Below are 26053 nucleotides of genomic sequence, written 5' to 3'. Positions count from 1 at the left end.
GGTGTAGGGTGAGGGCTTACAGCATATTTCAGGATTATTTTGCCGAAGACCCAGCGTGTTATTTAGAAGATTGAATATCCCAGTTATTCCAGATTTTAGCTTTTTCTTGGGGTGAGTGAGGGGATTTGAACTACAAGATTTTCTAAGGCTTGAAAGTCGCACCTGCTCCTTTCAACCCTAACAAAATCTATTAGTTCGGCCCTTCGCTAAAGCTTCGGGCTTCAAATCCCCTCTTTTTATTCCAGATTTTAGCTTTTTCTTGGGGTGAGTGAGGGGATTTGAACCCCCGACAACTGGATCCACAGTCCAGTGCTCTAACCAAGCTGAGCTACACTCACCATATATCAATTATAAATTAAAATTATAAAATTTGCAATAAATCCTTGCAAAATATAGCCTTTAAAGGGCAAAATATTAGAATGAAAGCTTATAGAATAATCCCCTGCCTTGATGTTGATAAGGGAAGGGTTGTTAAGGGAATAAGCTTTGTTAATTTAGTAGATGCAGGAGACCCTGTAGAACAGGCAGAGATATATGACAAAGAGGGTGCAGATGAGCTTGTATTTTTGGATATTACAGCATCTTATGAAAATAGGAAAATCATTATTGATATAGTTCGTGCCTGCTCTGAATGTATATTTATCCCTTTCACGGTTGGTGGCGGAATTGTAAGTCTCTTACAGATAGAAGAAATCCTTAAAAATGGTGCGGATAGGGTTTCAATAAATACAGCCGCTATAAAAAAACCATCCTTTATTGATGAAGCATCATTAAAATTTGGCTCTCAATGTATTGTTGTTGCCATTGATGCAAAGAGAAAGGAAGATTCTTGGGAGGTATATATCAATGGCGGAAGAAATCCGGCAGGGATTTCAGCAATAGAATGGGCAAAGGAGGTAGAAGGAAGGGGAGCGGGCGAAATACTCCTAACAAGTATGGACTGCGATGGAAAGAAGACCGGATATGACCTTTTATTGATTGAAAGAATTACAGGGGCTGTAAATATTCCTGTTATTGCATCAGGTGGAGCAGGATGTCCAGAGCATCTTTACCAAGCAATCTCAAAGGGAGCAGATGCTGTTTTGGCTGCTTCAATCTTTCATTATGGCGAATATAAAATAAGGGATGTTAAGGAATACCTTAAAAATAAAGGGATTTGTGTAAGAATATGAAGGTTGTAATCACTTTATTGTTTCTATCACTTAGATCTTAAGGAATAAACACAGCCACAATACCTCTGGCGATAAAGACCTATCTCTTTACTTAAAACAACCCCTCTTTGAAACCCTGCATTTTTCTTAAAATCAGCTAAATAAAATTGGATGCCTATCTCTTCAGCAATATTTAGTCCATATAAATTTATTGTCTTTGAATCCTTGTTTAAGCCCGTTGTAAGCGTTGTTCCAAATATATCAAACCCGCTATCCTTTGCCTTTTTTGCTGTTTCTTTAAGCCTCATTTTAATACAAATCTTGCACCTTTCTCCTCCTTCCTTTGTCTCCTCGTATCCCTTAATTTCCTTATGCCATTTTTCTGGCTCGTATATTGGAGAAATTAGTGAGATGGTGTTTTTTAAGACAACAGATTCTACATTCTTAAGCCTTAAATTATATTCCTCTTGTGGATAAATATTCGGGTTATAGAAAAATCCGGTTATTTCAAAATTTTCTTGCAAAAGCCTCTCAATTGCAACCGTAGAGCAAGGTCCACAACAGATATGAAGCAAAATCTTCAATCTTTTATGAATTTTTCTACAGAATCCCTTAGCTTTATTGCCTTTTCTTGGGCAGATTTATGTGGCGTATAGAAGCTTCTTGCTGAATATATTCTATGGATGATTTCATCATAGGCTTCCTTTGATGTTTTATAATCTTTTTCTTCTTCCTGCTTTTTCCCAATCTCAAATAGCCTATTTATAGCCTTATTTACCCAGGGAGAATATGGTGTATAGAAGCTTATGACAGTTCCATAATAAAGGATTGCCATAGGAACATCTCCCTTTTTGTAAAGGGCTTCTCCCTCCTTAAACTCCCTCCACGCCCTGTGCATTGTCTCAGCCGCAAACATTACAAGGATAACAAAGATTACGGCTATAATGCTTCCTGTCCATCTTAAAATTTGTTTATTCATTTCTTACCTCCTCTAAATAAAATAAGGCTGGAATAGCCATAATAATGCTTGTAATAATAATGGAAAAAATAACGGAGAATAAAGCCTTTCTCATTGTTATATTGTGTGCCTTTGAAAGGCCAATAATTGTAATAACACACCCCCAGATGCTTGATATAATTCCACCGATAATTGGAACAATAGAGAACATAAGGACAGATTCAGAATAGGCAACAACCTTAAATGTTGATGTAAATCCAGCTCTATTGGAGGATAAAAGCAAAAGCCCAAGATGGAGAAGCCCTGTTTCCAGAATAAAGAAAAAGATGAGGGAAACAAGGGGAATAAGGACAATGTAGCTTAATTCTATTTTTCTGCTAATCCAGAAGAGATTAAGAAAATAAACAATACCTACAATAATTACAACATAAACACTAGCGTTTTTAATGCTACCCGGCTTTATTTTAGAGAAGAACTCGCCTGGTTTAAATATGGCATTTTTTATTGTCATATAAAGGGCTTTAAAAAAGCCAATTTCTTCCCTCTCCTCCCAGGGAATATTTTTTATCTCCTCTTTGGGTTCATCCTCTAAAATTTCTTCCAAACTCTCCATAACTTATGCTATAATTATAAATTATGTTTAGGAAAATGTGCAAGTCAAAGATAAAAGGTCTTAAGATAACAGCCCTTAAAAAGGCTTGTGGAAGCATTGGTATAGATGGAGAAATATTAAAAAAGGCTGATATACTTCCTCAAGAGATGGTTTATGTTCTTAATGAACAAACAGGAGCAAGATTTGAGACTTATGCAATTTATGAAAAAGAGCCTTTATCCTGTGTCCTTTATGGACCAGCTTCACGGCTTGGTGAGATAGGCGATTCCCTTGTAATTCTTTCTTTCTGCTTTCTTTTAGATGAAGAAGCAAAAAAATTTAAGATAAAGATAATTGAGATTTAGTGGAAAAGAGGCTTGTTTTATTCATTATCCTTTCATTTTTAATCCTTTATATCCATTCTTTGTTCTTTACGAAAAAAAAGATTGAACAAGTAAAATCCCCTCCTGTTAAAGAGGAGGTTGTAATAGAGCAAAAGAGCAAAAGGATAAAAGAGAAGAAAGGGGCTGATTTTAAGAATTCATTATTTTCAGCAATCCTTTCCCAAAAGGGAACAATCAAATCCCTGAATCTTTTAAAATTTAATGATAGAAAGGGATTTCCATATACAATAATAAAGGATAATGATACATTCTCTATTTTTGTTGATAATAATGAGATATTTCCAAAAGAATTTTTAAAGAATAGCTTTGTTTATGACCTACAATCATTTAAAATAATAAAAAGATATGAATTTTCTTCTAATACCTATCCATTTACGATAAATCTTTCGTTTATAAATAAGGAAAATAAGGCAATAACAATTCCAGAGACATTCATTTCATTAAAAAGCTTCCTTGGGAATGACCCTGAGCTTCATGAAAACCCATTTCTTTATCGTTCATCTTCGGGAATAAAAAAGACAAAAAATGCTACTTTAAATGAGCCGATTGATTGGGTAGCTACGCAAGATAAATATTTTCTTTTTGTTGTAAAGCCACAAATGAGGTTTTCCTCTATTTCTCTTTCAAGGGAGGATGTAAAGGCTTTCTTTCCAAAGTATTCCCTTAAAGCAAATGAGGTAATTGAGAATAAGATGATGGTATATGCTGGACCCAGGGATTATAAAATATTAAAGGGGGTTGGATTAGAGAGCCTTTCTGGATTATGGTTTCTTCCGAAAATCATCCTTTTTGCCCTAGTCTTTCTCTATAAGATTATTGGAAACTATGGATTGGCAATTATTCTTTTAACCATAATTATCAAAATAATCTTGCATCCTTTAACAAGGAAAAATTTTAAGATGATGAAGAAAATGCAGGCAATTAAGCCACACATAGACAAATTAAGGGAAAAGCATAAGGATGACCATGAGACAATACAAAAAGAAATGATGAAATTATATAAGGAGCATAATGTTAATCCATTTGGTGGATGCCTTCCCCTTATCCTTCAAATGCCTGTATTCTTTGCCCTTTATGGTGCTTTAGATAAAGGGATTGAGCTTCGCTGTGCGCCATTTATCTTATGGATAAAAGACCTATCATTAAAGGATCCCTATTTTGTCCTTCCTATACTTATGGGCATTACAATGTTTATACAACAAAAGATGACTCCAGCCCAAGACCCAAATACAGAAAAAATGATGCTTATTATGCCTATTGTTATGACATTTTTATTCCTAAATTTTCCATCAGGCCTTGTTTTATATTGGCTTGTCCAGAATATTTTAACCATTATTGAGCATTGGCTTATAGAAAAGGGAATAGAAAAATGAGATGGTTAAGTATATTTTTGTAACAGGCGGTGTTGTTTCTTCTTTGGGGAAGGGAATAGCTGCCTCTTCCATTGGAACCCTTTTAGAATCACTTGGATTAAAAATAACCCTCCAAAAGCTTGACCCATATATCAATGTAGACCCAGGAACTATGAATCCATACCAGCATGGCGAGGTCTATGTAACAGCTGATGGTGCGGAAACAGACCTAGACCTTGGACATTACGAAAGATTCACCCATTCAAAGATAACAAAGAGAAACAATATAACAACAGGAAGGATATATTATGAGGTTATAAGGAAGGAGAGAAAAGGAGAATATCTTGGAAATACGGTTCAGGTCATTCCCCATATAACGGATGAAATAAAGAGAAGGATAAAAATGGTTTCTAAAAATGTAAATGTTGCAATTATTGAATTGGGAGGAACCGTTGGTGATATAGAGGGTCTTCCATACCTTGAGGCAATAAGGCAATTTGGAAGGGAGGTAGGAAGGGAAAATGTTTTATATATCCACCTTACCCTTGTTCCATATATCTCATCCTGCGATGAGGCAAAGACAAAGCCAACCCAGCACTCTGTAATGAAATTAAGGGAAATAGGCATTCAGCCAGATATTTTGCTCTGCAGGACACAAAAGCCATTATCTTCCCATCTAAAGGAAAAGATTGCATTGTTTTGTAATGTCTGCAAGGAAAACATAATAGATGCATATGATGTAGAAAGTATTTATGAGGTTCCTATTAGCTTTAAAAAACAGGGTTTGGATAAGACAACAATAAAATCCCTTTCTCTTTCTTTTCAAAAGGACAATTTTAAAGAATGGGAAAAAATGGTAGAGAAAATAAAAAATGCAAAGAAGAAAACAAAAATTGCCATAGTTGGAAAGTATATAGAGGTAAAGGATGCCTATAAATCTATTGTTGAGGCATTGTATCACGGTGGAATAGCAAACAATTGTAAGGTAGAGATAAAATGGATTAATTCAGAGAGCAAAAACCTTTTGAATGAGCTTTCGGATGTTTTTGGAATTCTTATCCCTGGTGGATTTGGATATAGGGGAATAGAAGGAAAAATAGAGGTAGCTAAATTTGCAAGAATAAACAAAATCCCATTTCTTGGGATATGCCTTGGGCTTCAATGTGCAATAATTGAAATTGCAAGAAATTTAGTATGCCTTAATGATGCAAATTCAAGTGAATTTGACCCGAACACAAAACATCCGGTTATTTCTCTTATGAAGGAGCAGAAAGGATTAAAGAAAAAGGGAGGGACAATGAGGCTTGGTGTATATCCTTGTAAAATAGAGAAAAATAGCCTTGCATACCAGGCATACCAAAAGGAGTTTATAAATGAAAGGCATAGGCATAGGTATGAGTTTAACAACAAATATAGAAAAATATTAGAAGAAGCAGGTATTAGAATATCAGGGATATATCCAAATAAAAATCTTGTTGAAATTATTGAATTAAAAGACCATCCCTGGTTTGTGTCTGTCCAGTTCCACCCAGAATTCCAATCAAAGCCAACATCGCCACATCCATTGTTTTCAAAGTTTATAGAGGCGAGTATGAAAAGGTGACGGTAATGACCGAGATAAATATATTGATTTTTGGTATGTGTTTAGCTTTAATGGAACAAATGAAATTCGAAATTCGAAATCTTAAAACAAATTCAAATGACTAAAATTGAAAATTCAAAACAATAGTACGTGTTTAGCTTCGCTAAACAATTTAAAATTTACAATTAAACAAAGCGATTTCTGGCTCTTTAATGAGGAAGCTCAACACATATTAGAAGGCTCATAGCTCGCACTTGCTCGCTCTTCGCCTAACAAAATCTATTAGTTCGGCCCTTCGCTTCACTTCGGGCTTCAAGTCCTTATTTAGTGCTTATTTCTAGCTTTGTGCGCCTGATAGGACTTGAACCTACGACAGACACGGTTTAGGAAACCGCCGCTCTTCCATACTGAGCTACAGGCGCTCCTTCTTTTTCTAAAAGTAATCGTTTTTCTTCCTTGCCTTTAATATATCCTCCTACCCTTCCATCCTTTCTTATTATTCTATGACAAGGGATGGTAATTGGGCAAGGATTTTTTGAAAGGGCATTTCCAACAGCCCTTGCTGACTTTGGATTTCCTATTTTTTCTGCAACCCATTGGTATGTCCTTGTCTCTCCTTCTGGAATAGATAAAACAATATTATAGACCATTTTCTGAAAAGGGGTAAGCTTTTTATCAATATAAGGTCTAATGGGATTCATTTTTATCTTTGCTGTTTTGACTTCTTTCTATTATAAATTTCTAATTCTAAATTTTCAAATCCTAATTTCTTTAATCTTGAAAAGGCACATCTTGACAATGTAAGGTAAATTAAGGTAATATTTTCTAATGGAAGCATTTTGGCATTCTACATCGCATATAATGGCGTCTGCTGTGTGTAAGGTATTTAAGGATGTAAAGCTTGGAATTGGTCCTTCCATATCTGATGGATTTTACTATGATTTTGATTGCCATATCATAGAGGATGACCTTCCAAAAATAGAGAATGAAATGAGAAAAATAATAAAGGAAAACCTTTCATTTGAAAAAATTACAATGACAAAGGATGAAGCAAGAAAATACCTCTTAAAGGAGGGTCAGAAATATAAACTAGAAATTTTAGATGAAATCAAAGACGATAAGGTTTCATTCTTCCAAAATGGTGATTTTATAGACCTTTGCAAGGGTCCCCATATTGAAAGAACAGGCAAAATAAAAGCATTTAAGCTATTAAGGTTAGCAGGTGCATATTGGAGGGGAAGCGAGAAAAACCCAATGCTTACAAGGATATATGGCATCTCATTTGAAAGTGAAAAAGAGCTTAGTGATTATCTTTTAAAGATTGAAGAGGCAAAAAAGAGAGACCATAGGGTATTGGGGGAGCAATTAGGTTTATTTAACATCTATGATGATGTTGGAGCAGGCCTTATATTCTATCATCCAAAGGGAAATATTTTAAGGGATGAAATTATTTATTTTCTAAAAAAAGAGCATAGAAAAAGGGAATATTTTGAGCTACTAACACCACACATTGGAAAAAAGTCCCTCTGGAAAACCTCTGGCCATTGCGATTATTACCAGGAGAATATGTATTTTATAAAAAAAGAAGATGAGGATTATGTCCTAAAGCCTATGAATTGCCCCTGCCATATTATGATATACAAAAGCACAATAAGGAGCTATTCTGAGCTTCCATTAAGGTTTTTTGAACTTGGCACTGTCTATAGATATGAAAGGTCCGGTGTCCTCCATGGCCTTTTAAGGGTTCGTGGATTTACCCAAGATGATGCCCATATATTTTGTAGATATGACCAGCTTAAGAATGAGATAAAAGGTGTTTGTAAATTTGCCTTTGATATGCTCTCCTGTTTTGGCTTTAAGGAATATGATATAAAGCTTTCAACAAAGCCAGAAAAATATGTTGGTTCTGATGAGATATGGGATTTAGCAACCAATGCTTTAAGGGATGTTTTAATAGAGGAATGCCTTAATTTTTCAATTGATGAGGGAGAGGGTGTTTTTTATGGCCCAAAGATTGATATAAAGCTTAAAGATGCACTTGGAAGGCATTGGCAGGGTCCTACAATTCAGGTTGATTTTAACCTGCCAGAGAGGTTTGACATTTCTTACATTGGAGAGGATGGAAAGAGGCATCAGCCTGTTATGATACATAGGGTTGTTCTTGGCTCTCTTGAGAGGTTTATTGGTGCTTTGATTGAGCATTATGCAGGAAAGCTTCCCCTATGGCTTTCTCCAATACAGGTTATAATATTGCCCATAACAGACAATCAGCTTGAATTTGCAAAAAAGGTAGAAAGATGGCTTTTGGATAAAGATATAAGGGTAGAAATAGACAAACGCTCTGAAAGGCTACAAAGAAAGATAAAGGATGCTCACAATATGAAGATTCCATACCTTGCAATTGTTGGAAAGAAAGAGGAAGAAGAAGAAAAAATAAGCATTCGTCATAGAACAAAGGGTGATATGGGACAATTTGGAAAGGACGATTTTATAGCCATTATTAAAAAAGAGATTGAAGGGAAAGAATAATTAAATAACCCAAAATGCTTTTTTATTCTATACTCTTCTTTGTTCTTTCTGTTATCAATTTTTCTCTGGCATTTTTTGTCCTCTATAAGAACCCAAAGGCTAAAATAAATAGGATCTTTTGTGTCTTTGGAATATCTGTGGCTCTTTGGGGATTTGGAGGCTTTGCTATAGGCATTGCTCCCGATAGAACCTATGCAATAAGGTCATTATTTATTTTAAACCTTGGTCAGGTATTTATATATTCAACATTCTACCATTTTGTTCTTGTTTTAACCCTGAATAAAAAAAGGATTAACAAGATCCTTTTATATCTTGCTTATATCTCAAGCCTTACCTTCTTGATCATAGATAGGTTCTTTGGGCTTGTCAATAAAGATGTTGTTAAGGTTTTTGGTTTTTATTATCCTATTGGTGGAATAGGAAGTTGGTTTTTTGCCCCTTTTCTTCTCTTTTTTATGTCTTATAGTATACGGCTTTTATATCAAAAACATAAGACCAGCAAATCCTTTTTGGAAAAAAACAGGATAAGATACATATTTTTTGGAGCAAGTCTGGCTATAATAGGTGCCATACCAAATATACTTCTTGTTTATGGAATAAAGGTCTATCCCACAGGAAACATCTCTGCCGTTATCTTCAATTTTACCATTGCCTATGCTATTTTTAAATATCGCCTTATGGATATAAAGATAATAATAAGAAAGGGTCTAATCTACTCTCTCTTAACAATATTAATAACATCAATCTGGCTTATAAATATATTCCTTCTTCAAAAGTTATTCAAATACATAACAGGATTAGAAACAGCTATCTCAAGCATTCTTACCCTTGCAATTATTACCTTTTTCTTTCAAGCCTTGAGGGACTGGATTCAATATTTTGTTGATAGGCTTTTCTTTAAAAAAAGCTACTTAAAAGAAGATTTGTATAACATAATAAGCAAAGAGATAGCAAGCTCTATTGATAAAGATGTATTTCTTTCTTCTATTCTAAAGATAATCTATCAGACATTTCAGCCATTCTTATTAAAGGCTATCCTCCTTGACAAAGAAGAAAAAATCTTCAAAGAAGAATTTTCTCTTGGTGAGGACATTTCTATCCCACAATTCAAATTTGATGAGCCAATTATCTTATGGCTTAAAGAAAATAAAAGGGAGCTTTTAAAGGAAGATGTAGAAAGGGGTAATTATCCTTTAAAAAATGGGCTTTTGGAAAATTTTAAAATGATGTCAGCAGAAATGGTTGTGCCTTTAATCTTTGAAAATGAAATCCTTGGGTTTTTGATATTTGGAGAAAGATATGGCAATAATGTTTATGATTATAGTGATATAAGTTTTTTGATTGGAATAAGCCATGAGATTGCTATTGCAATAAATAATGCTAATGTTTATACCAACCTAAAGAAAAGAACAAATGAGCTTGAGATTGCCAATAGGGCAAAAAGCGATTTTCTCTCCCTTGTTTCCCACGAACTTAAAACCCCTCTTACAGATATTATAGCAAATCTTTATCTTTTTAAGACAAAAAGGATGGGCGATATAAACCAAAGGCAGATGGATGGTATTCTTACTATGGAGGAAAGGACAAATAACCTTAAAAACCTCATAAACGACATTGTTGACCTCTCTTTGCTTGAGAAAGGAAGGAAACTTGCTTTTGAAATAAAGGATGTAGACATTTCATCCCTTGTAAATGGTATAATAAAGGATATGATTCCACAAGCAGAGAAAAAAGGGATAGAGATAATAACATCAATCCCAGATTCCCTTATAATCCAATATGATGAGGGGAGAATAAAAAAGGTCTTTGCAAATCTTATAGAGAATGCTATAAAATTTAATAGGGAAAATGGAAAAATAGATATAGCCATTAAGGAATATGATAACTTTATAGAAGGCTCTATTGAAGATACCGGTATTGGAATTCCTGATGATAAAAAGGATAAAATATTTGAACGATTCTATCAGATAGACACCTCTGATAGAAGAACATATGAAGGAACAGGGCTTGGTTTATCAATAGCCAAAGAGATTATAGAAGGGCTTGGTGGTAAGATTTGGGTAGAAGGAGAGGTCGGTAAGGGAAGCAAGTTTATATTTACTATTTTAAAGAAAAGATGAATGGTGCAATACTAATAGTTGATGATGATGAAATTATTGTTGAGATTCTAAAGGAGCTGTTTGAGGCTGAGGGCTATAATGTAAAGAAGGCATTTAATGGAGAAGAGGGGGTTAAGGAAATATATGATGATGGAATAGATCTGGTTTTGCTTGATATTAGGATGCCCAAGATGAATGGATATGATGTTTGTAAAATCATTAGAGAACATAAAGAAACATACAATCTGCCCGTTATTGTTCTGACAGCTCATAACACATTAGAAGCAAGAGAAAGGTTTAAAGGAATGAATATAGAGGATATTATATCAAAACCATTTAATCCTGAATATTTAATTCAAAGGGTAAAGAAGGCATTGGGTAACTATAAGTAAGAAGTGAGAAGTGAGACAAACAGACAACAGACAATCAAAGAGTTCAGACAACAGATGATTCAGACACTTATCTATCCTCTGTCCGTCTGTCCTCTATCTTCTGATTTATGAAGGTTGCTACATCCTCCCAAATGAGAGAAATAGATAAAAAGGCAAACAAATTATATAGCATTTCTCCCCTTATTCTAATGGAAAATGCCGGGATAGCAAGTGCAAGGCTTGTTATTTCAACCCTGGAAGAAATTGGAGGAAATAGCGTCGTTATCTTCTGTGGTTCAGGGAATAATGGTGGAGATGGCTTGGTTACCGCAAGGCATCTTTTTATTAAAGGATTTGATGTTAAGGTTTTTATTATTACAGGGAAGAATCAAAGCAAGGAGAAAAAAACAAACCTTGAGATTGTAGAAAAGCTTGGCATCCTTCAAATTCAGGAGTTTGAAAATGCAGATTTATTTGTTGATGCCTTACTTGGTGTGGGCTTATCAAAAGAACCAAGTGGAAAAATAAAAGATTGCATTGATTTTATGAATTCTTCTGATACGCCCATTATTTCCCTTGATATTCCATCTGGCATTTCATCAGATTCTGGATTTGCTCTTGGCAATGCAATTAAGGCAACAAAGACAATAACCTTTGGTCTTCTAAAGATAGGGCTTCTTTTATACCCCGGAATAGAATATGCTGGAGAATTATACCTTTCAAAGATTTCTTTGCCTGATGAATTAAGCTCGGGATTAGGGATAAATCTTTTAACAGGAATTGAAATGTCAAGCCTTCTTCCAAAGAGACCACTTAATTCACATAAAGGGGATTTTGGAAAAATTTTAGTTTTGGCAGGCTCTGTTGGGATGACAGGCGCTGCAACCCTATGCTGTCAAGGTGCAATGGAAATGGGAGCTGGTTTGGTCTATCTTGGAATTCCAGAAAGCCTGCAGGGTATAATGGAGGTAAAACTTACAGAGGTAATAACAAGACCCCTTCCAGAAACAAAGAAAAGAACATTGTCTCCATCAGCATATAATGGAATTATAGACCTGGCAAAGAAATGCGATGCCGCTGTAATTGGCCCAGGTATATCAAGACACCCAGAGACAAAAAAGCTTATTCAAACCCTTATTTCAAGGCTTGAAATTCCCATAATCCTTGATGCAGATGGAATTTTAGCAATTTCTCCTTCTGACATTTCTTCCAAAAATATCTTAATTACACCACATCCAAAGGAATTGGCAGATTTTCTTAGAATTTCTGTAGATGAAATTCAAAGGAATAGGGTTGGAATTGTCCAAAGGGTAATGGATGAATATAAAATTTCTATCCTCCTTAAGGGTTACAAGACACTAATAGGCTATAATGGACAAGTTTATATAAACCCAACAGGGAATCCAGGAATGGCAACAGGCGGTTCTGGTGATGTTTTATCTGGAATGATAGGCTCCCTTGTTGGTCAGGGTTTAAATCTAGGTGATGCAGCAAGGCTTTCTGCATTCCTTCACGGCTTATCAGGCGATATAGCAAAAGAGGAAAGGGGAGAATATTCTTTAATAGCATCCGACCTTATAGATTTTCTTCCCCTTGCTATAAATGAATGTAGCGAAATGTATAATTTAGAAGAGATATGAAAACATTAGCTTGTAAGATATTGTCTAATAAGACAGGAAGGCCTGTAAGCCCTTCTGAATTTATAGAGATAGAGCCAGATATTGCTTTGGCTAATGATGTTACAGCACCCCTTGCCATTAAGGAATTTAAGGCTACAAATAGACTTCTGGCATTTCCAGACAGGCTTGTTTTGGTTTCTGACCATTTTGTTCCAGCAAGGGATATAAGGTCTGCAAATCAGGCAAAAATTTTAAGGGATTTTGCAAAGGAATACAATATCAAGCATTATTTTAAGGAGGGTTCTGGGATTGAACATTGCCTATTACCAGATGAAGGTATTGTCCTTCCCGGAGATGTTGTAATTGGTGCAGATTCCCATACCTGCACATATGGTGCAATTGGTGCATTCTCAACAGGTGTTGGTTCAACAGATATTGCATATTTTATGTCAACGGGAAGAATATGGTTTAAGGTTCCTGAAAGCATAAGGATTGTATTTAATGGAGGGCTTAATAAATGGGTATCTGGAAAAGACCTTATTTTATATACAATTGGAAAGACAGGCGTTGATGGAGCAAATTACATATCTATAGAGTTTTCTGGAGATGCAATAAAAAGCCTCTCTATGGCAGATAGATTCACAATATGCAATATGGCAATTGAGGCAGGAGCAAAGGCTGGAATTATTGAAGCAGATGAGAAAACAATAGAATATATAAAAAACAGAGCACCAGAGCACCAGGGCACCAGAGCACCAGACTATAAAATACATAAAGCTGATTCTGATGCAGAATACAAAGAAAGATACGAATTTGATTGCAGTAATATAGATTGCCAGGTTGCCCTACCCCACCTTCCATCAAATACAAAGCCAGTAAAAGAGATAGGAAATATTAAAATAGACCAGGCATTTATTGGCTCTTGCACAAATGGAAGGCTTGATGATTTAAGGATTTCTGCAAGTATCCTAAAGACTAATAAGGTTCATCCTGATGTTAGATGTATTGTTATTCCAGGAACACAAGAGATTTACAAGAATGCTATAAAAGAGGATTTGATTGATGTATTTATTTCCTCTGGTGCTATTGTCTCTTGCCCTACCTGTGGCCCCTGCCTTGGTGGACATATGGGTGTATTGGCAGATTTTGAAAGGTGTATATCAACAACGAATAGGAATTTTATAGGAAGGATGGGAAGCCAAAAATCAGAGGTATATTTAGCAAACGCCGCTGTTGTTGCTGCTTCAGCCATTATGGGAAGAATAACACATCCGGAGGAGGTAAAAAATGATTGAAGGGATTGTTTATAAATTTGGTGATAATATAAATACGGATGAGATAATTCCAGCTACATACCTTGATACAACAGATGCAAGGGAGCTTGGCTGCCACTGTATGGAGGGAATTGAAGGAGGAACTAGGATAAAAGAGGACGGAATTATTGTTTCTGGCTTTAATTTTGGATGTGGCTCATCCAGAGAGCATGCACCAATATCTATAAAGGCAAAGGGAATAAAGGCTGTAATAGCAAAATCCTTTGCAAGAATCTTCTTTAGAAATAGCATAAATATTGGGCTTTTTGTGTTTGAATGTAAAGATTGTGATGATATAGATGAAGGGAATAAATTAAGAATTGAGGAAGATAAAGGAATAATAGAGAATCAAACAAAGAATAAAATCTATAAAATAACACCCCTTCCAGAATTTATCCAAAAAATCATTGCATCTGGAGGTTTGATGAAATCCCTATGATTCTTGCCATAAAAAGATACGGAAATCCAATATTAAGAAAAGAGGCATCTGATATCAAAAAAATAGATGAGAAGATAAGAAAGATTGCGCAGGATATGATAGAAACAACAGATGCCTCAAATGCCCTCGGTCTTTCTGGAAATCAGATTGGCATTTTAAAGAGGATAATTGTTGTAAAGATAAAAAATAAATCTCTTGTCATCATAAATCCAAAGATTATAAAAGAAGAGGGAATTGAGGAGGCGTCTGAGGGATGCCTATCCTTTCCTTCCTTATTTGGAAATATCCAAAGGGCTTCTAGTATTACATTTAGGGGGCTTAATATAAATGGCGATGAGATTATCGGAGAGATAAACGGATTATCTGCAAGGGCAATTCAGCACGAAATAGACCACCTTAACGGCATTTTGTTTATTGATAGGATGGATGAGAGCGAAAGAAAAAAGTTATTGGCTTTATGGAGGAAGATAAAGAATTAAAAATCATAAGACATTCTTTGGAAGACAGACAAGCCTGAACTGCCTGAATTGTCTAAACTGTCTGAAATATTCCTTGACCAACTATATTTTTGAAAATATAATTTTTTAGACTATGAAAGTAGAAAAATGGGTTGATGAATGTGCAGAGCTAACAAAGCCTGACAATATTTACTGGTGTGATGGAAGTGAGGAAGAAGCCTATTCCCTTATCAAAATTGGGATAGAGAAGGAAAAAATAAATGGCAATCCTGTTTTTTACGAGCTAAATCAGAAAAAATGGCCAAATGCCTATCTCCATAGAAGCCATCCAGAGGATGTAGCGCGTACCGAGCACCTTACCTATGTCTGCCATCAGGAGAAAGAAACATCTGGCCCAAATAACAATTGGATGGACCCAAAAGAAGCAAAAAATATGCTTAATCCCCTTTTTAAAGGTTGTATGAAGGGACGGACAATGTATGTCCTTCCTTATATGATGGGAAATCCAGAATCTCCATATTCAAAAGCCTGTGTCCAGCTTACAGATTCATCCTATGTGGCTATAAGCAAGAGGATAATGACAAGAAAAGGAAAGGCTGCATTGGAAAAAATAGGAAGCTCATCCAATTTTGTAAAAGGGCTTCATTCCACAGGAGACTTCTCACCCGAAAGAAGGTTTATTATGCACTTTCCCGATGAAAGCCTGGTTTGGTCTATTGGCTCTGGATATGGTGGAAATGCCTTGCTTGGCAAAAAATGCTTTTCTTTAAGGATTGCATCATACCTTGGGTTAAAAGAAAATTGGCTAGCAGAGCATATGGTGATTATGGGCATTGAAGACGAATCTAGCACAACCTACATTACAGCCGCCCTTCCCTCTGCCTGCGGAAAAACAAACCTTGCTATGCTTAATCCTTCTCTTCCTGGATATAAAATATCAACAATAGGCGATGACATTGCCTGGCTAAATATTGGAAGCGATAAAAGGCTCTATGCTATAAATCCAGAAATGGGGTTTTTTGGTGTAGCACCTGGCACATCAGAAAAGACAAATCCAAATATGATACAAACCTTAAAAAAGGGAACATTCTATCCAACCCTTTTTACAAACACAGCCCTTAATCCGAAAACAAATGAACCATGGTGGGATGGATTAGAGAATATTCCAGAAAACTTAATTGATTGGAAGGGAAATCCCTCTTCTTCAAAAGAATCAGCACACCCGAACTCAAGGTTCACGGTTTCCATAACACAATGCCCAACATTGTCACCTGAATTCAATAATCCAAAGGGTGTTCCCATATCTGCTATAATCTTTGGCACAAGAAGGTCTTCTGTTGCTCCCTTGATATATGAGGCATTTAATTGGCAGAATGGGATATTTCAAGGGTGCGGAATGGCATCAGAAACAACAACGGCTGCAACACAAAAGGCAGGTGTATTGCGTCGTGACCCAATGGCAATGTGGCCATTCTGTGGATACAATATGGCTGATTATTTTAATCATTGGCTAAATATGGGCAAAATGATGGAAAACCCTCCAAAGATATTCTTTGTAAATTGGTTTAGAAAGGATGAAGGAGGAAATTTCCTCTGGCCTGGTTTTTCTGAAAATATAAGGGTTTTAAAGTGGATTATTGATAGGACAAAGGGTAAGGTAGGGGCAAAAGAAACACCGATTGGACTTATTCCAGATTTTAAAGACCTTGACCTTAGAGGGCTTAATATAAATGAAAAAGGGCTATTTAAGATAGATAAAGATGAATGGCAGAAAGAGCTTGCAGACATAAAGGCATTTCTTACCCAATTTAAACTTGCTGGCTGGATTGAAGAAGAATACAAAGCCCTTGCAAGCAGACTAGCAAAATAATATAGAAATTTGGTTTTTCGTAAGTGTTTAGCTCCTATGTAGTTGTTTTTTATCCCTAAGAATGCTGTAAACACAAGGGAAAATATCTTCGTGGTTCTAAATACATACAAAGAAGCCAATTTACCACAACCCCAATTTGAATTTACTACATTTTTTACAATAATTTTTCCAAGGCCAAAGAAAGATAAACTGGGGGAGAAGCCAGGGAGAAAATATTGCGTCTTATACAAGAAAAACCAGCAATAACAAAGGATGACAATTATTTAAGTAATCCGAGCAAACAGGCACAGGTCAAAGAATACGAGCATCAGATTGACCAGATGGTTTATGAATTATATAATTTAACTGAAGATGAAATAAAAGCAGTTGAAGGAAACAATAAATGAAAACATTAGAATTATTTTCAAAAAATGCTATACAGATTCCGCTTCAAACAACATGGTATTTGACTGATATAAGTTATATGCAAGGGTTACAGGAATTGTATAGAAGGCAAATTCCTCAAAAATTAAAAGCTCTGCGCGAACATGCACTAATTGAAAGTGCGGTATCATCAAATCGTATTGAAGGTGTTGAAGTAGATAAATCACGAATACAAACTTTAATTTTTGGAAAACCGGTGCTTCGTGATAGGAACGAGGAAGAGGTTCAAGGATATAGGGATGCTTTGAATCTTATTCACAACCAGACAACAAAATTGTCAATTTCAGAAAAAACAATATTGCAACTACATTGTTTTTGTCGGGGTGATATATGGGATGCTGGAAAATACAAAGAAAAAGATGTTGATATTATCCAGAAATATTCAGATGGCAGACAACGCATACGATTTAAAACAGTATCACCGTATAAAACACCAATGATGATGAAAAAGGCAATATCATTATGGCAGGAAGGGATGCAAGAAAAATGGATACATTCAGTTATACTTTTGGGAGCATTAAATCTGGATTTTTTATGCATTCATCCATTTAGGGATGGCAATGGTCGTGTCTCACGGTTATTACTTTTATTAAATTGTTACCACATTGGAATTGAAGTAGGACGGTATATTAGTATTGAACGCTTAATAGAAAATAATAAAGATAGATACTATGAGACACTTGAAGAAAGTTCTTTTAAGTGGCATGAAGGAAAACATAATCCCTGGCCATATCTTAATTTCCTTTTATTTATAATGAATTCCGCATACAAAGAGTTTAAAGAATGTATTCAGACAGTTAAAGAACCAAAAGGAGCAAAAACCGAAATGATGTATTCTATAATAGAAAAGCAAAAGTTACCATTCACTGTTGCTGATATTCAAAAGCAGTGTCCAGGGATAAGTATAGATATGATTCGGCATTTACTAAAAGAATTAAAGGCAAATGGGAAAGTGAGATGTCTTAGAAGGGGTAAGTATGCACAATGGGAAAATGTTTAATTGGGTAATGATAATTTAATTGGGTAATTTATTAGGTAATATCTCTGTAAACAAAGGTCAAAGACTACGAGCGCCAGATTGACCAGATGGTTTATGAATTATATGGATTAACCGAAGAAGAGATTACTATAATGGAGGGTAAGAAATAATTGACCTGCTGTTATATCACAGGTAATATCTCATAAAATTTTTTCTAATGAACGGTATTATTCTTGCGAAGGAAAAAAGTCAAAGGCTTTCCTGCAATAAGGCTCTTATTGAAATTGAAGGAGAAGCCCTAATAGAAAGGCTAATAAAAATTATCAAGCCATATTGCAAGGATATTTTGATAATAAGCAATGATGAAAGGCTTTCCCAATTTGGAAAGAGGTTTTGTGATATATATAAGGAAAAAGGACCAATCTCTGGGCTATACACAGGGCTTTATTATTCAGATTGTGAAAGAAGCCTTATCCTTGCCTCTGATATGCCATTTTTGGAAAAAAACCTTATTGAACACATAAATATAGAAGGCAATTTCCAGGCAATTATTCCAACAATAGATGGAATTCCAGAGCCCCTTTGTGCAATATATTCAAAAGAAATTATTCCTTTAATAAAGGAGCAAATAGAAAATAGCGAGCTTTCCCTTAATTCCTTAATAAAAAGGCTAAATGCAACATATATAGATTGCAATAAATTTAGGGATTGCTTTTTTAATCTAAATACACAAGAAGACCTTAATTCCTTCCAAAATGGGTTGTGAGGGAGAGGTTGTGGGTTTCTCCGAGAAAAGAATAAGGAACATAGCTATAATTAAGATTGAATGTATTTATCCTGATTCCAAAGCCTCCAGTAATGCCTACGCCAAGGTCTTTAAAGACTTGGGAATTAAAGCCAGTCCGCAGGGTTAGGTTTTTATTAGCACCCCATTCAAAACCGTATCTTATCTGATAATTGTTATCCTTTGGTTTTACAAAATCCAGGCTAAAGATAATCTTCTCTATTGGGAAATAGGCAAAACCTACCTTTAATGTAAGGGGCATTTCATCTTCTTCTTCAATAAATTTTGTCTTTCCTCCTAAATTCTGAAGGACAATAGAGAATGCCATTTTATCCAAAGATTTTGGTTTGTAAAGCTCTCCAATATCAAAGAAGAATGAATGGCTTTTTTCTTCTTCTATCCTTTGGTTTATCCATCCGCCTACTATCCCAAAATAATTGCTCCTTGTAAGCCTCATTCCATAGCCAATCCTTATGGATAAATCCATTGCATCAAAAAATTCTCCGCTTTGGGATGTATCAACATCCTTATATAATGGAATTTTGTCTGTTTTAAGATAAAGCACGGATAAACCAAAGCCAGAATTTTCTGATATTGGTGAGCAATAGCCAATGATACCAAACTTTGTTTTATCAATCCACGATGCAGCTGATGCTACACCCTCGGGAACTTTTAATTGGGAAAGTCCAGCTGGATTGTAATATAGGGCAGATAAATCATCAGAAACAGCAGAGAATGCACCACCAAGGGAAACAGGCCTTGGAAGGCTATTTATCTTTAAAAATGTTGCCCCACACACACCCTCTGAATAATCAGCAAAGCAAGAAAAGGAGAGCAAAACAAACAAAAATAGACTCCTGACAGACTCCAGACTCCAGACTCCAGACTCCTGACTTATCTTCATTTTATAATTGCAAACCTCCTGATTATTTTTTCCTTTCCATCGTCAATTATGGCAAAATATACACCCGAGGATACCTTATCTCCCTTATTATTTAATAAATTCCATTCCCATGGAGTATCAACTTCTTTTCTAAATACAAGCTCTCCAGCCATATTAAATATTGATATAGTAACATGACCGTTTAAACCCTCAAATGCAATGTTCTTGCCACTATGCTTGTCTGACTTCCAAGGATTTGGTTTAATAACAACATTCTTATTGGAAAGCCCAACCGGAGAGCCAATACCATAGATAGAGAGGGAATTAAGTGTGCATTGGACAGTATTATTTGCCGTGTCAACAATTTGCTCTCCTTGGACAAGAACCCATTGGTCATTAACCAGCCGGTAGATTCTATATGAAAGGTCATCTGTTTCATTAGAGGAATCTGGGTCAGGATAAGGAAGGATAAGGGTAATGGGTTTTGTAGGTTGTGTCCCTGCATCATCATATTCTTGTGGAATTGCAAGTTCTTGTGGAATTGCAAGCAATTCATAGGAACAAAGAACTGAATTAAGGGGAGGGGATGCAGATTTTATGTTGATATTTTTTTGTAATATTGTAAATGTAATGGTCTCGTAAAATGTGCCCTTTGGAATTATTATCTTAATCCCTCCAGAGACTATGGAAGAATCCAGAGAAGGAGATACAACACCTCCACCATCAACAACCTTTATCCCATCTGATGAGCTTGTCCAATTTCCAAAACCTGCATTATTCCTTGCCCTCACTCTATAGGAATATGTTAAACACTTTGTTTTTCCAGATATTCCATAAAATTTGCTATTTCCTGTGCAAGTTGCAATTGTAGAAAAGCTTAATGTTCCTTCCCTTTCCTGTATTTCATATTCAATCAAGCCACAAGGCTCTGCTTCCTGCGGAAGGATTATCCTGTAATTTCCGTCAATAGAATAATCGTCATCAAGATTGTCAAAATCTGTGTCTTCTATTGGTCTTCCTATAAGAATTGGTGGGTCTTTTTCAACAATAATTGTTGTTAAATTTGTTATCCAGGAACCATCAGAGGATGTAATTGTTGCATAATTTGTAATTGTCCCCTCCCCTACTACCTGGGCAGAGAATGAAACTGTCTTGCTTCCCCCTACTTTAAGAACCCCTATATCCCAGGTTATTATCCCTGATGTATAGCTTCCTGTGCAATATTCGCAAGATTTTATCTTTATTGCCTCAAAAAATAAACCAGACAGGGTAATGATATAGCCATCGCAAGAAATTGTAAATCTATCATTCTCATAGCTAATTTTACAATTTGCCTTCTTGTCATTATTTATCTCATTCATCAGGGATTTTATTGTTGGGTAATTTAATGTATTTATCGGTAATGACCTATATGTCCCATAATTTGTTCTGATTTCAATTATTCCATCTACATTAAGGCTATTCCATCCATTTATATCATCAAGGTCAAGAATAGCATCACCTACTATAATTTCATCCTTGCTCCTTATCCTTGAAACAGAAAGGCTTGGACTTAATTGGTCAAAAACAAAAACATTGCTTGCATCCATATTTCCATTATTTAAAACAAAAATCTCATACCTTAAAATATCCCCAAGGCTTACAGGCCCCTTTGGAAATACATCCTTTGTTGATAAAGAAAGGTTTGAAGCACTCTCTATGGTTATTGTTCCTGCAGATATTTCAAATCTTGTGATATTCTTTGCCTCTATATAGGCATTATTTTTGATGATAATTTCATTATCCAATGTAGGCTTAAGTCTAGCATTAAATGTTATACTTCCTACCTCATCAGGCTTTAGCTCTCCCAGATTCCATATAATCTGATGGTATAATGGAGAATAAACCCCATTATTTGATATAGCTGATAAATTCTCTATGTATTTTGAAAGGCTCTCTGTAATCATAAGGTTGTAGGCGCTTCTACTTCCCTTGTTTTCATATGTAATGCAATAAGCGATATTTTCCCCCGGCTTTGCTTTGGTATTTGTAAATGTAGCCCTTTCTATTCCAGAAAGATTGGGTGCTTCAACAAAAATGGATGCTGTTGCAATTATAGCTGGATTGGAAATTGTCCCAAATATATTTAAGATTTTTGCATTTGGACAATTGGGATTTACCTTTAATTTAAATGTAGCTGAGCCAGCCGATAAACCATTAAGCATTGCAATAGAAATTCCAGAGAAAATGGGTGAAGAACTATTAACATCAGAAATTGGGACTTGATTATGCCAGGTAGAATTTGGAATATATGTTGCAAGCTCATCCTTGCTTACTTGGATAGTCAAAGATGTTGCAGGAAAATCACCACTATTTTTGTATGAGATGTTATACCCTATCTCATCACCAAGCGTTACCTTTGAAATCTGTGGCTTTATCTCTAAAGAAAGAGATGAAGGGCTACCTGTCTTATTTACTAAAATATTGCTTCTACAGGTTGGATTGTTTATTGCCTTTATTTCAAGCTGGGCTTTTATTGTTTTTCCCCTTTCAGAGGGTGCTTGATAATTATAGGTAATTACCCCCTCCCCTCCCCTTGCAATTGTTCCCAAATCAAATGTATCAATTGGAATATCATTTATCAATAAAACCAAAGATGTAGAAATTGCATCCTTTTTTCCCTTGTTTTTATAAGAAATTGTATATGTTATTGTTTGTCCGCAGACAACCATATCTTTTGGATTCTGGGATATTCTGCTCTCAAGGGATGGAGCATTTCCAAAGATCAAAAGCCTATTTTCTGATATTGCATATATTTTAGAATTGGCAATAGAACAAGACCTTGCATCTATTTCATATTTCCACAAAATCTCGCCATTATTGGGGTCTAATCCATAGATAAATCCATCTTGGCAGGCAAAAAATATGGCATTATTAGAAATAGCAATTTGACCTATGATTTTTCCTCCTGTTGGAAATTCCCATTTTATTGTGGTTGGAGAACCAGGGGATATTGCATAAAGCCTCCCCTGCTCTGCTCCAATATAGAGTGTATCATTATAAATAGCAGGGGTTAAACTTATAGGAGAGCCTAGATTAAAGGCTAAAACATCAGATGTTGTTGTTCCAGCAAGCCTAATTCCATATACCTTTCTATTTGCTCCTCCAAAATATGCTATATCGTTATCAATGGCAAGAGAGGAATAAACCTTTCCATATCCACTAGAGCTTGCTATAAGAGAACCTGTAATTTTATCAATAAGATACACATAGCCACAATCTGTTGCAATATAGAGGATATTACCAAAAATAGCAGGAGATGAAGGAAACCCAATTATATCTGTCCATCCCCATAAAATTTGACCATCAAAGGCGCTTATTGCAAACATACCTCTATTTGATGAGACATAAACAATTCCCTGAGAAATTAAAGGTGATGAGATGGCTCCTCCTATAAAAGAAGACCAAATAAAGCTTCCACCTTCATTTAGGCAATAAACAATGCCATTTCCTGCTCCTATAAATATCCTATTTCCTGCTATTGCTGGCGTGGAACAAACGCTTATATTTGAGTATTCCCATATTTTCTCTCCTGTTTCACCATTAAAACAATAAACCCCCTGCGCTCCAGTATAAACTCTTGTATTGTTTATTACAGGGCTTGCAGATATATTTCCCAAAATAGAAGAAGAACCTATTAGACCAATATTTGCAAGGTCTATAAATTCAGCTGGGTTATATCCTAAATGCCCTGTATTAAAGCCAAACATAGGCCATTCATCAGATTCTACATCTATTGGAGAAACAACATATAAGGATGTTGAAATTTGTGTTTCGGTAAAATTGCTTCCTGTTATCCTTGCTAAAACAACAATTGTATCTTGTGATAATATAGGCTTCTTTACAAAGGCAGAAAATCTTTTTATACCAACCTCTCCTACCCCTACGCTTCCTATATTAAAAATAATAGGGTCAGAATTTGTAAAGTATGGGCTTGGAATTACCTTTATTGATACATTTTTTGCCTCAACATTCCCTGTATTCTTGTAATTTATCGTATAGCTTATAAACCACCCACTTGATACTGTGCCAGATGGATTAGAGCTTATTGTGCTTTGAGAAAAATCAGGTTTTGATGTGATATAGATTGATGCCTGGGCTTCTATTAAATCTGTCTCTTCAGCCTTAATAGAGGCTATATTTGTAATAATTACGCCATCCTTTGTTTCTGTTTTTATCTTAAGCCTTAATGTTATGCTTCCTTTATCTTGTGGATTTAGCTTTGAAATTGTCCACTTAATATGTGTCATTGGATTTACCGGATTTTGGTCATAGAATATTCCATTATGGCTATACCAGACAATTGCATCCTGCGGTGATGAATGGGAAACATAAGTTGTCTCGGTTGGAATTGTTTCTATTATCTCAATATTTGTTGCTTCTTTAAGATCATTTGTATAGGAAAGAATATAGGTAAGATTTCCTCCTGGATATGGATTGGAATTGCTCATATCAATAGCCTTTTGAAGGGTTAAAATGGGCATAGATGAGATATATACATAGCAGCTTGATGTCTTTGGTTCTATATTTTGTGCTGTTATTGTTGCTATATTTTCAATTAGTGTCTTATCAGGAATGTCAGTAGGTATTTTTACTTGAAAGCTTACAGAGCCCTTTTTGTCTACTGTAAGATTTGGAATTATCCATCTAATTTTCTCTGTATCGGGGCTATCAATATCATACCATTTGTTGTTATAATAGTATTGTATTGTTCCCTCTCCCTTTATGCTTCCTGTAATGTATGTAAGTGAACCTGGAATTTTATCCTCTATTACAACATTATTGACATCCTTTCCCTGTGATTTGTATGTAATGCTATATGTTAATGTTTGTCCTGGTGATGCACGCTGAGGTGATACATCCTTTTTTATGGAAAGAATTGACACTGTTCTAACAACGCTAATAAATGTTGCAGAGGATTCTTCTGCATTATCTCCTTTAATGATTGCTCTATTCTCTATGAGTGTTCCATCTTCAAGATTATCTTTAACAATCATCTTAAACGATATTGTTCCAGATTGATCTGGAGAAATGGTTGGTATTGTTATCTTAATATGGGTTATTAGATACTCGTCATTATAATTGTATGTAAGCCCATTATCATGTGAGAATGTTATTGAACCTTGTCCTTCTATTGAATCTGGGATATATGAAGATGTCATTGTTGGAAGCGTGTCTATTATTACAATATTGTTGGATGACGCATATAGGGATGTGTAAGATAGGGTATATGTTATTGTTGCACCTGGGCTTACTGTCTCTTGTCCTTCCTTTGTTATTGTTAATTGGGGTTTTGTTCTTACATTGCATATAGCTGAGGTTGTCTTTGTTTCTGCATCCTTTGCTGTTATTGTTGCCTGGTTTATTACCCTTGTATTGTCTTGCAGGTTTTTAGCTAATGCTATCTGGTATGTTAGAGAGCCTTCTTGATCTTTCTTTAAACTTGCAAATTTCCATCTAATACCTATAACAGGAAGGTAATCTAATGAATTCCATTCATTTCCATGGTTATACTCTAAAGCCTTTGCACTACCTATAATATATGAACTTGTGCTTGTATCAGGGAGATGGTCTTCTATTAAGACATCCTCGGAATCCTTGTATAATGCCTTGTATTTAATTGTATAGGTAAGGGTTGAACCAGGTGTTGTATGTTGGGGTGATACATCCTTTGTTATTACTAGCTCTGGTTTTCTTCTTACTAATGTAATACAGGAAGATGAACCAGACTCTGCATTTTCCCCTGTTATTATTACCTTGTTTTCTATTAGGGTATTATCAGGGAGGTTGTTGTTTGTTAAGAGCTTAAAGGCTATTGTTCCATTAAGGTTTGCTTCCAGGCTTCTTATCTCTATTTTTATGTGTGTTATTGGGTATAGGTCATTGGTGTTGTATGTTAAGCCATTATCATGGGAGAATGAGAAAGAGCCTATGCCCTGTATTGATTGTGGGATATAATTTGCTGTTTGGGTATTGGGTAGGGTATCTATTATTGTTATCTTGTTACTATCTGCATAAAGGGATGTAAAGGATAGGGTGTAGGTTAGGGTTGCACCTGGGTTTATCTCATCTTCTCCTGTTTTTGTTATTGTTAATTGGGGTTTTGTTCTTACATTGCATATAGCTGAGGTTGTCTTTGTTTCTGCATCCTTTGCTGTTATTGTTGCCTGGTTTATTACCCTTGTATTGTCTTGCAGGTTTTTAGCTA

21 protein-coding genes and 2 tRNA genes are annotated in these 26053 nt (G+C 35.4%); 15 read left to right on the top strand and 8 right to left on the bottom strand.

The window, feature by feature from the left end:
* Positions 1 to 260: 260 nt before the first annotated feature.
* Positions 261 to 338: transfer RNA gene (locus tag AB1630_00725), tRNA-His, on the bottom strand.
* An 81-nt stretch (positions 339 to 419) separates the two neighbouring features.
* On the opposite strand from AB1630_00725, the gene hisF reads away from it, so the two are divergent.
* The gene (gene hisF / locus AB1630_00720) at positions 420 to 1172 is read left to right on the top strand and encodes an imidazole glycerol phosphate synthase subunit HisF (GenBank protein MEW6102335.1); all 753 of its coding nucleotides are present in this window, start codon (positions 420 to 422) and stop codon (positions 1170 to 1172) included.
* A 26-nt stretch (positions 1173 to 1198) separates the two neighbouring features.
* Here hisF and AB1630_00715 read toward each other — a convergent pair whose 3' ends face one another.
* The 3 genes from AB1630_00715 to AB1630_00705 are packed head-to-tail and all read right to left on the bottom strand — an operon-like array spanning position 1199 to position 2722.
* A complete protein-coding gene (locus AB1630_00715) occupies positions 1199 to 1735 on the bottom strand; it encodes an epoxyqueuosine reductase QueH (protein ID MEW6102334.1) in 537 nt (178 codons plus the stop codon).
* Positions 1732 to 2130: a hypothetical protein gene (locus AB1630_00710; protein ID MEW6102333.1), complete on the bottom strand. Its 399-nt coding sequence runs from the start codon at positions 2128 to 2130 to the stop codon at positions 1732 to 1734. The genes AB1630_00715 and AB1630_00710 overlap by 4 nt, the downstream gene beginning before the upstream one ends.
* Complete coding sequence (locus tag AB1630_00705) at positions 2123 to 2722, bottom strand: YIP1 family protein (GenBank protein ID MEW6102332.1); 600 nt, start codon at positions 2720 to 2722, stop codon at positions 2123 to 2125. The genes AB1630_00710 and AB1630_00705 overlap by 8 nt, the downstream gene beginning before the upstream one ends.
* Positions 2723 to 2745: 23 nt before the next feature.
* Here AB1630_00705 and AB1630_00700 point away from each other — a divergent pair, with 23 nt between their 5' ends.
* The 3 genes from AB1630_00700 to AB1630_00690 are packed head-to-tail and all read left to right on the top strand — an operon-like array spanning position 2746 to position 6060.
* The gene (locus tag AB1630_00700; protein MEW6102331.1) at positions 2746 to 3066 is read left to right on the top strand and encodes an aspartate 1-decarboxylase; all 321 of its coding nucleotides are present in this window, start codon (positions 2746 to 2748) and stop codon (positions 3064 to 3066) included.
* Positions 3066 to 4478, top strand: a complete 1413-nt coding sequence (locus AB1630_00695) for a YidC/Oxa1 family insertase periplasmic-domain containing protein (GenBank protein ID MEW6102330.1) — start codon at positions 3066 to 3068, stop codon at positions 4476 to 4478. The genes AB1630_00700 and AB1630_00695 overlap by 1 nt, the downstream gene beginning before the upstream one ends.
* A 1-nt stretch (position 4479) precedes the next feature.
* Complete coding sequence (locus AB1630_00690) at positions 4480 to 6060, top strand: CTP synthase (GenBank protein ID MEW6102329.1); 1581 nt, start codon at positions 4480 to 4482, stop codon at positions 6058 to 6060.
* 325 nt (positions 6061 to 6385) lie between these two features.
* On the opposite strand, the gene AB1630_00685 is transcribed toward AB1630_00690, so the two are convergent.
* Positions 6386 to 6461: transfer RNA gene (locus tag AB1630_00685), tRNA-Arg, on the bottom strand.
* Positions 6423 to 6689, bottom strand: a complete 267-nt coding sequence (locus AB1630_00680) for an MGMT family protein (protein MEW6102328.1) — start codon at positions 6687 to 6689, stop codon at positions 6423 to 6425. The genes AB1630_00685 and AB1630_00680 overlap by 39 nt, the downstream gene beginning before the upstream one ends.
* A gap of 178 nt (positions 6690 to 6867) precedes the next feature.
* Here AB1630_00680 and thrS point away from each other — a divergent pair, with 178 nt between their 5' ends.
* The 11 genes from thrS (at position 6868) to AB1630_00625 (ending at position 18905) form a co-directional block, all read left to right on the top strand.
* Positions 6868 to 8568, top strand: a complete 1701-nt coding sequence (gene thrS, locus AB1630_00675; protein ID MEW6102327.1) for a threonine--tRNA ligase — start codon at positions 6868 to 6870, stop codon at positions 8566 to 8568.
* A gap of 14 nt (positions 8569 to 8582) precedes the next feature.
* Complete coding sequence (locus AB1630_00670) at positions 8583 to 10688, top strand: ATP-binding protein (GenBank protein ID MEW6102326.1); 2106 nt, start codon at positions 8583 to 8585, stop codon at positions 10686 to 10688.
* The gene (locus AB1630_00665) at positions 10685 to 11059 is read left to right on the top strand and encodes a response regulator (protein MEW6102325.1); all 375 of its coding nucleotides are present in this window, start codon (positions 10685 to 10687) and stop codon (positions 11057 to 11059) included. The genes AB1630_00670 and AB1630_00665 overlap by 4 nt, the downstream gene beginning before the upstream one ends.
* 107 nt (positions 11060 to 11166) lie before the next feature.
* The gene (locus AB1630_00660; GenBank protein ID MEW6102324.1) at positions 11167 to 12678 is read left to right on the top strand and encodes an NAD(P)H-hydrate dehydratase; all 1512 of its coding nucleotides are present in this window, start codon (positions 11167 to 11169) and stop codon (positions 12676 to 12678) included.
* Entirely contained in the window at positions 12675 to 13952 is a 1278-nt protein-coding gene (gene leuC / locus AB1630_00655; protein ID MEW6102323.1) for a 3-isopropylmalate dehydratase large subunit, read from the top strand. The genes AB1630_00660 and leuC overlap by 4 nt, the downstream gene beginning before the upstream one ends.
* On the top strand, positions 13945 to 14409 hold the full coding sequence (leuD, locus tag AB1630_00650; protein MEW6102322.1) for a 3-isopropylmalate dehydratase small subunit: 465 nt from the start codon (positions 13945 to 13947) through the stop codon (positions 14407 to 14409). The genes leuC and leuD overlap by 8 nt, the downstream gene beginning before the upstream one ends.
* Positions 14406 to 14888 carry a peptide deformylase gene (gene def, locus AB1630_00645; protein MEW6102321.1) on the top strand — a complete coding sequence of 161 codons (483 nt, stop codon included), beginning with the start codon at positions 14406 to 14408 and terminating at the stop codon, positions 14886 to 14888. Before leuD ends, def begins: the two co-directional genes overlap by 4 nt.
* 112 nt (positions 14889 to 15000) lie before the next feature.
* Positions 15001 to 16737 (top strand): phosphoenolpyruvate carboxykinase (GTP), encoded by a 1737-nt coding sequence (locus tag AB1630_00640; GenBank protein MEW6102320.1) that lies wholly within the window; start codon positions 15001 to 15003, stop codon positions 16735 to 16737.
* 215 nt (positions 16738 to 16952) lie between these two features.
* A complete protein-coding gene (locus AB1630_00635) occupies positions 16953 to 17123 on the top strand; it encodes a hypothetical protein (protein MEW6102319.1) in 171 nt (56 codons plus the stop codon).
* Positions 17120 to 18160 (top strand): Fic family protein, encoded by a 1041-nt coding sequence (locus tag AB1630_00630; protein ID MEW6102318.1) that lies wholly within the window; start codon positions 17120 to 17122, stop codon positions 18158 to 18160. Before AB1630_00635 ends, AB1630_00630 begins: the two co-directional genes overlap by 4 nt.
* 196 nt (positions 18161 to 18356) lie before the next feature.
* Positions 18357 to 18905 carry a molybdenum cofactor guanylyltransferase gene (locus AB1630_00625; GenBank protein ID MEW6102317.1) on the top strand — a complete coding sequence of 183 codons (549 nt, stop codon included), beginning with the start codon at positions 18357 to 18359 and terminating at the stop codon, positions 18903 to 18905.
* Here AB1630_00625 and AB1630_00620 read toward each other — a convergent pair.
* Complete coding sequence (locus tag AB1630_00620) at positions 18880 to 19827, bottom strand: PorV/PorQ family protein (GenBank protein MEW6102316.1); 948 nt, start codon at positions 19825 to 19827, stop codon at positions 18880 to 18882. The two genes, AB1630_00625 and AB1630_00620, sit on opposite strands and share 26 nt — an antisense overlap.
* A partial coding sequence (locus AB1630_00615; GenBank protein ID MEW6102315.1) for a PQQ-binding-like beta-propeller repeat protein occupies positions 19824 to 26053 on the bottom strand: 6230 nt, incomplete at its 5' end. The genes AB1630_00615 and AB1630_00620, both read right to left, overlap by 4 nt.

It is taken from the genome of bacterium (assembly GCA_040753555.1).
In the GTDB taxonomy this organism is placed as follows: Bacteria; UBA9089; UBA9088; order UBA9088; family UBA9088; genus JBFLYE01.
This window is presented reverse-complemented; position numbering and strand designations above follow the sequence as displayed.

Bases quoted from the DNA above. Each gene is read 5' to 3' on its own strand.
- AB1630_00640 (MEW6102320.1), top strand. From the start codon at position 15,001: ATGAAAGTAGAAAAATGGGTTGATGAATGTGCAGAGCTAACAAAGCCT.
- AB1630_00625 (MEW6102317.1), top strand. From the start codon at position 18,357: ATGAACGGTATTATTCTTGCGAAGGAAAAAAGTCAAAGGCTTTCCTGC.
- AB1630_00670 (MEW6102326.1), top strand. From the start codon at position 8,583: ATGCTTTTTTATTCTATACTCTTCTTTGTTCTTTCTGTTATCAATTTT.
- leuC (MEW6102323.1), top strand. From the start codon at position 12,675: ATGAAAACATTAGCTTGTAAGATATTGTCTAATAAGACAGGAAGGCCT.
- AB1630_00700 (MEW6102331.1), top strand. From the start codon at position 2,746: ATGTTTAGGAAAATGTGCAAGTCAAAGATAAAAGGTCTTAAGATAACA.
- leuD (MEW6102322.1), top strand. From the start codon at position 13,945: ATGATTGAAGGGATTGTTTATAAATTTGGTGATAATATAAATACGGAT.
- def (MEW6102321.1), top strand. From the start codon at position 14,406: ATGATTCTTGCCATAAAAAGATACGGAAATCCAATATTAAGAAAAGAG.
- AB1630_00620 (MEW6102316.1), bottom strand. From the start codon at position 19,827: ATGAAGATAAGTCAGGAGTCTGGAGTCTGGAGTCTGGAGTCTGTCAGG.
- thrS (MEW6102327.1), top strand. From the start codon at position 6,868: ATGGAAGCATTTTGGCATTCTACATCGCATATAATGGCGTCTGCTGTG.
- AB1630_00630 (MEW6102318.1), top strand. From the start codon at position 17,120: ATGAAAACATTAGAATTATTTTCAAAAAATGCTATACAGATTCCGCTT.
- AB1630_00660 (MEW6102324.1), top strand. From the start codon at position 11,167: ATGAAGGTTGCTACATCCTCCCAAATGAGAGAAATAGATAAAAAGGCA.
- AB1630_00665 (MEW6102325.1), top strand. From the start codon at position 10,685: ATGAATGGTGCAATACTAATAGTTGATGATGATGAAATTATTGTTGAG.
- AB1630_00705 (MEW6102332.1), bottom strand. From the start codon at position 2,722: ATGGAGAGTTTGGAAGAAATTTTAGAGGATGAACCCAAAGAGGAGATA.
- hisF (MEW6102335.1), top strand. From the start codon at position 420: ATGAAAGCTTATAGAATAATCCCCTGCCTTGATGTTGATAAGGGAAGG.
- AB1630_00690 (MEW6102329.1), top strand. From the start codon at position 4,480: ATGGTTAAGTATATTTTTGTAACAGGCGGTGTTGTTTCTTCTTTGGGG.
- AB1630_00680 (MEW6102328.1), bottom strand. From the start codon at position 6,689: ATGGTCTATAATATTGTTTTATCTATTCCAGAAGGAGAGACAAGGACA.
- AB1630_00710 (MEW6102333.1), bottom strand. From the start codon at position 2,130: ATGAATAAACAAATTTTAAGATGGACAGGAAGCATTATAGCCGTAATC.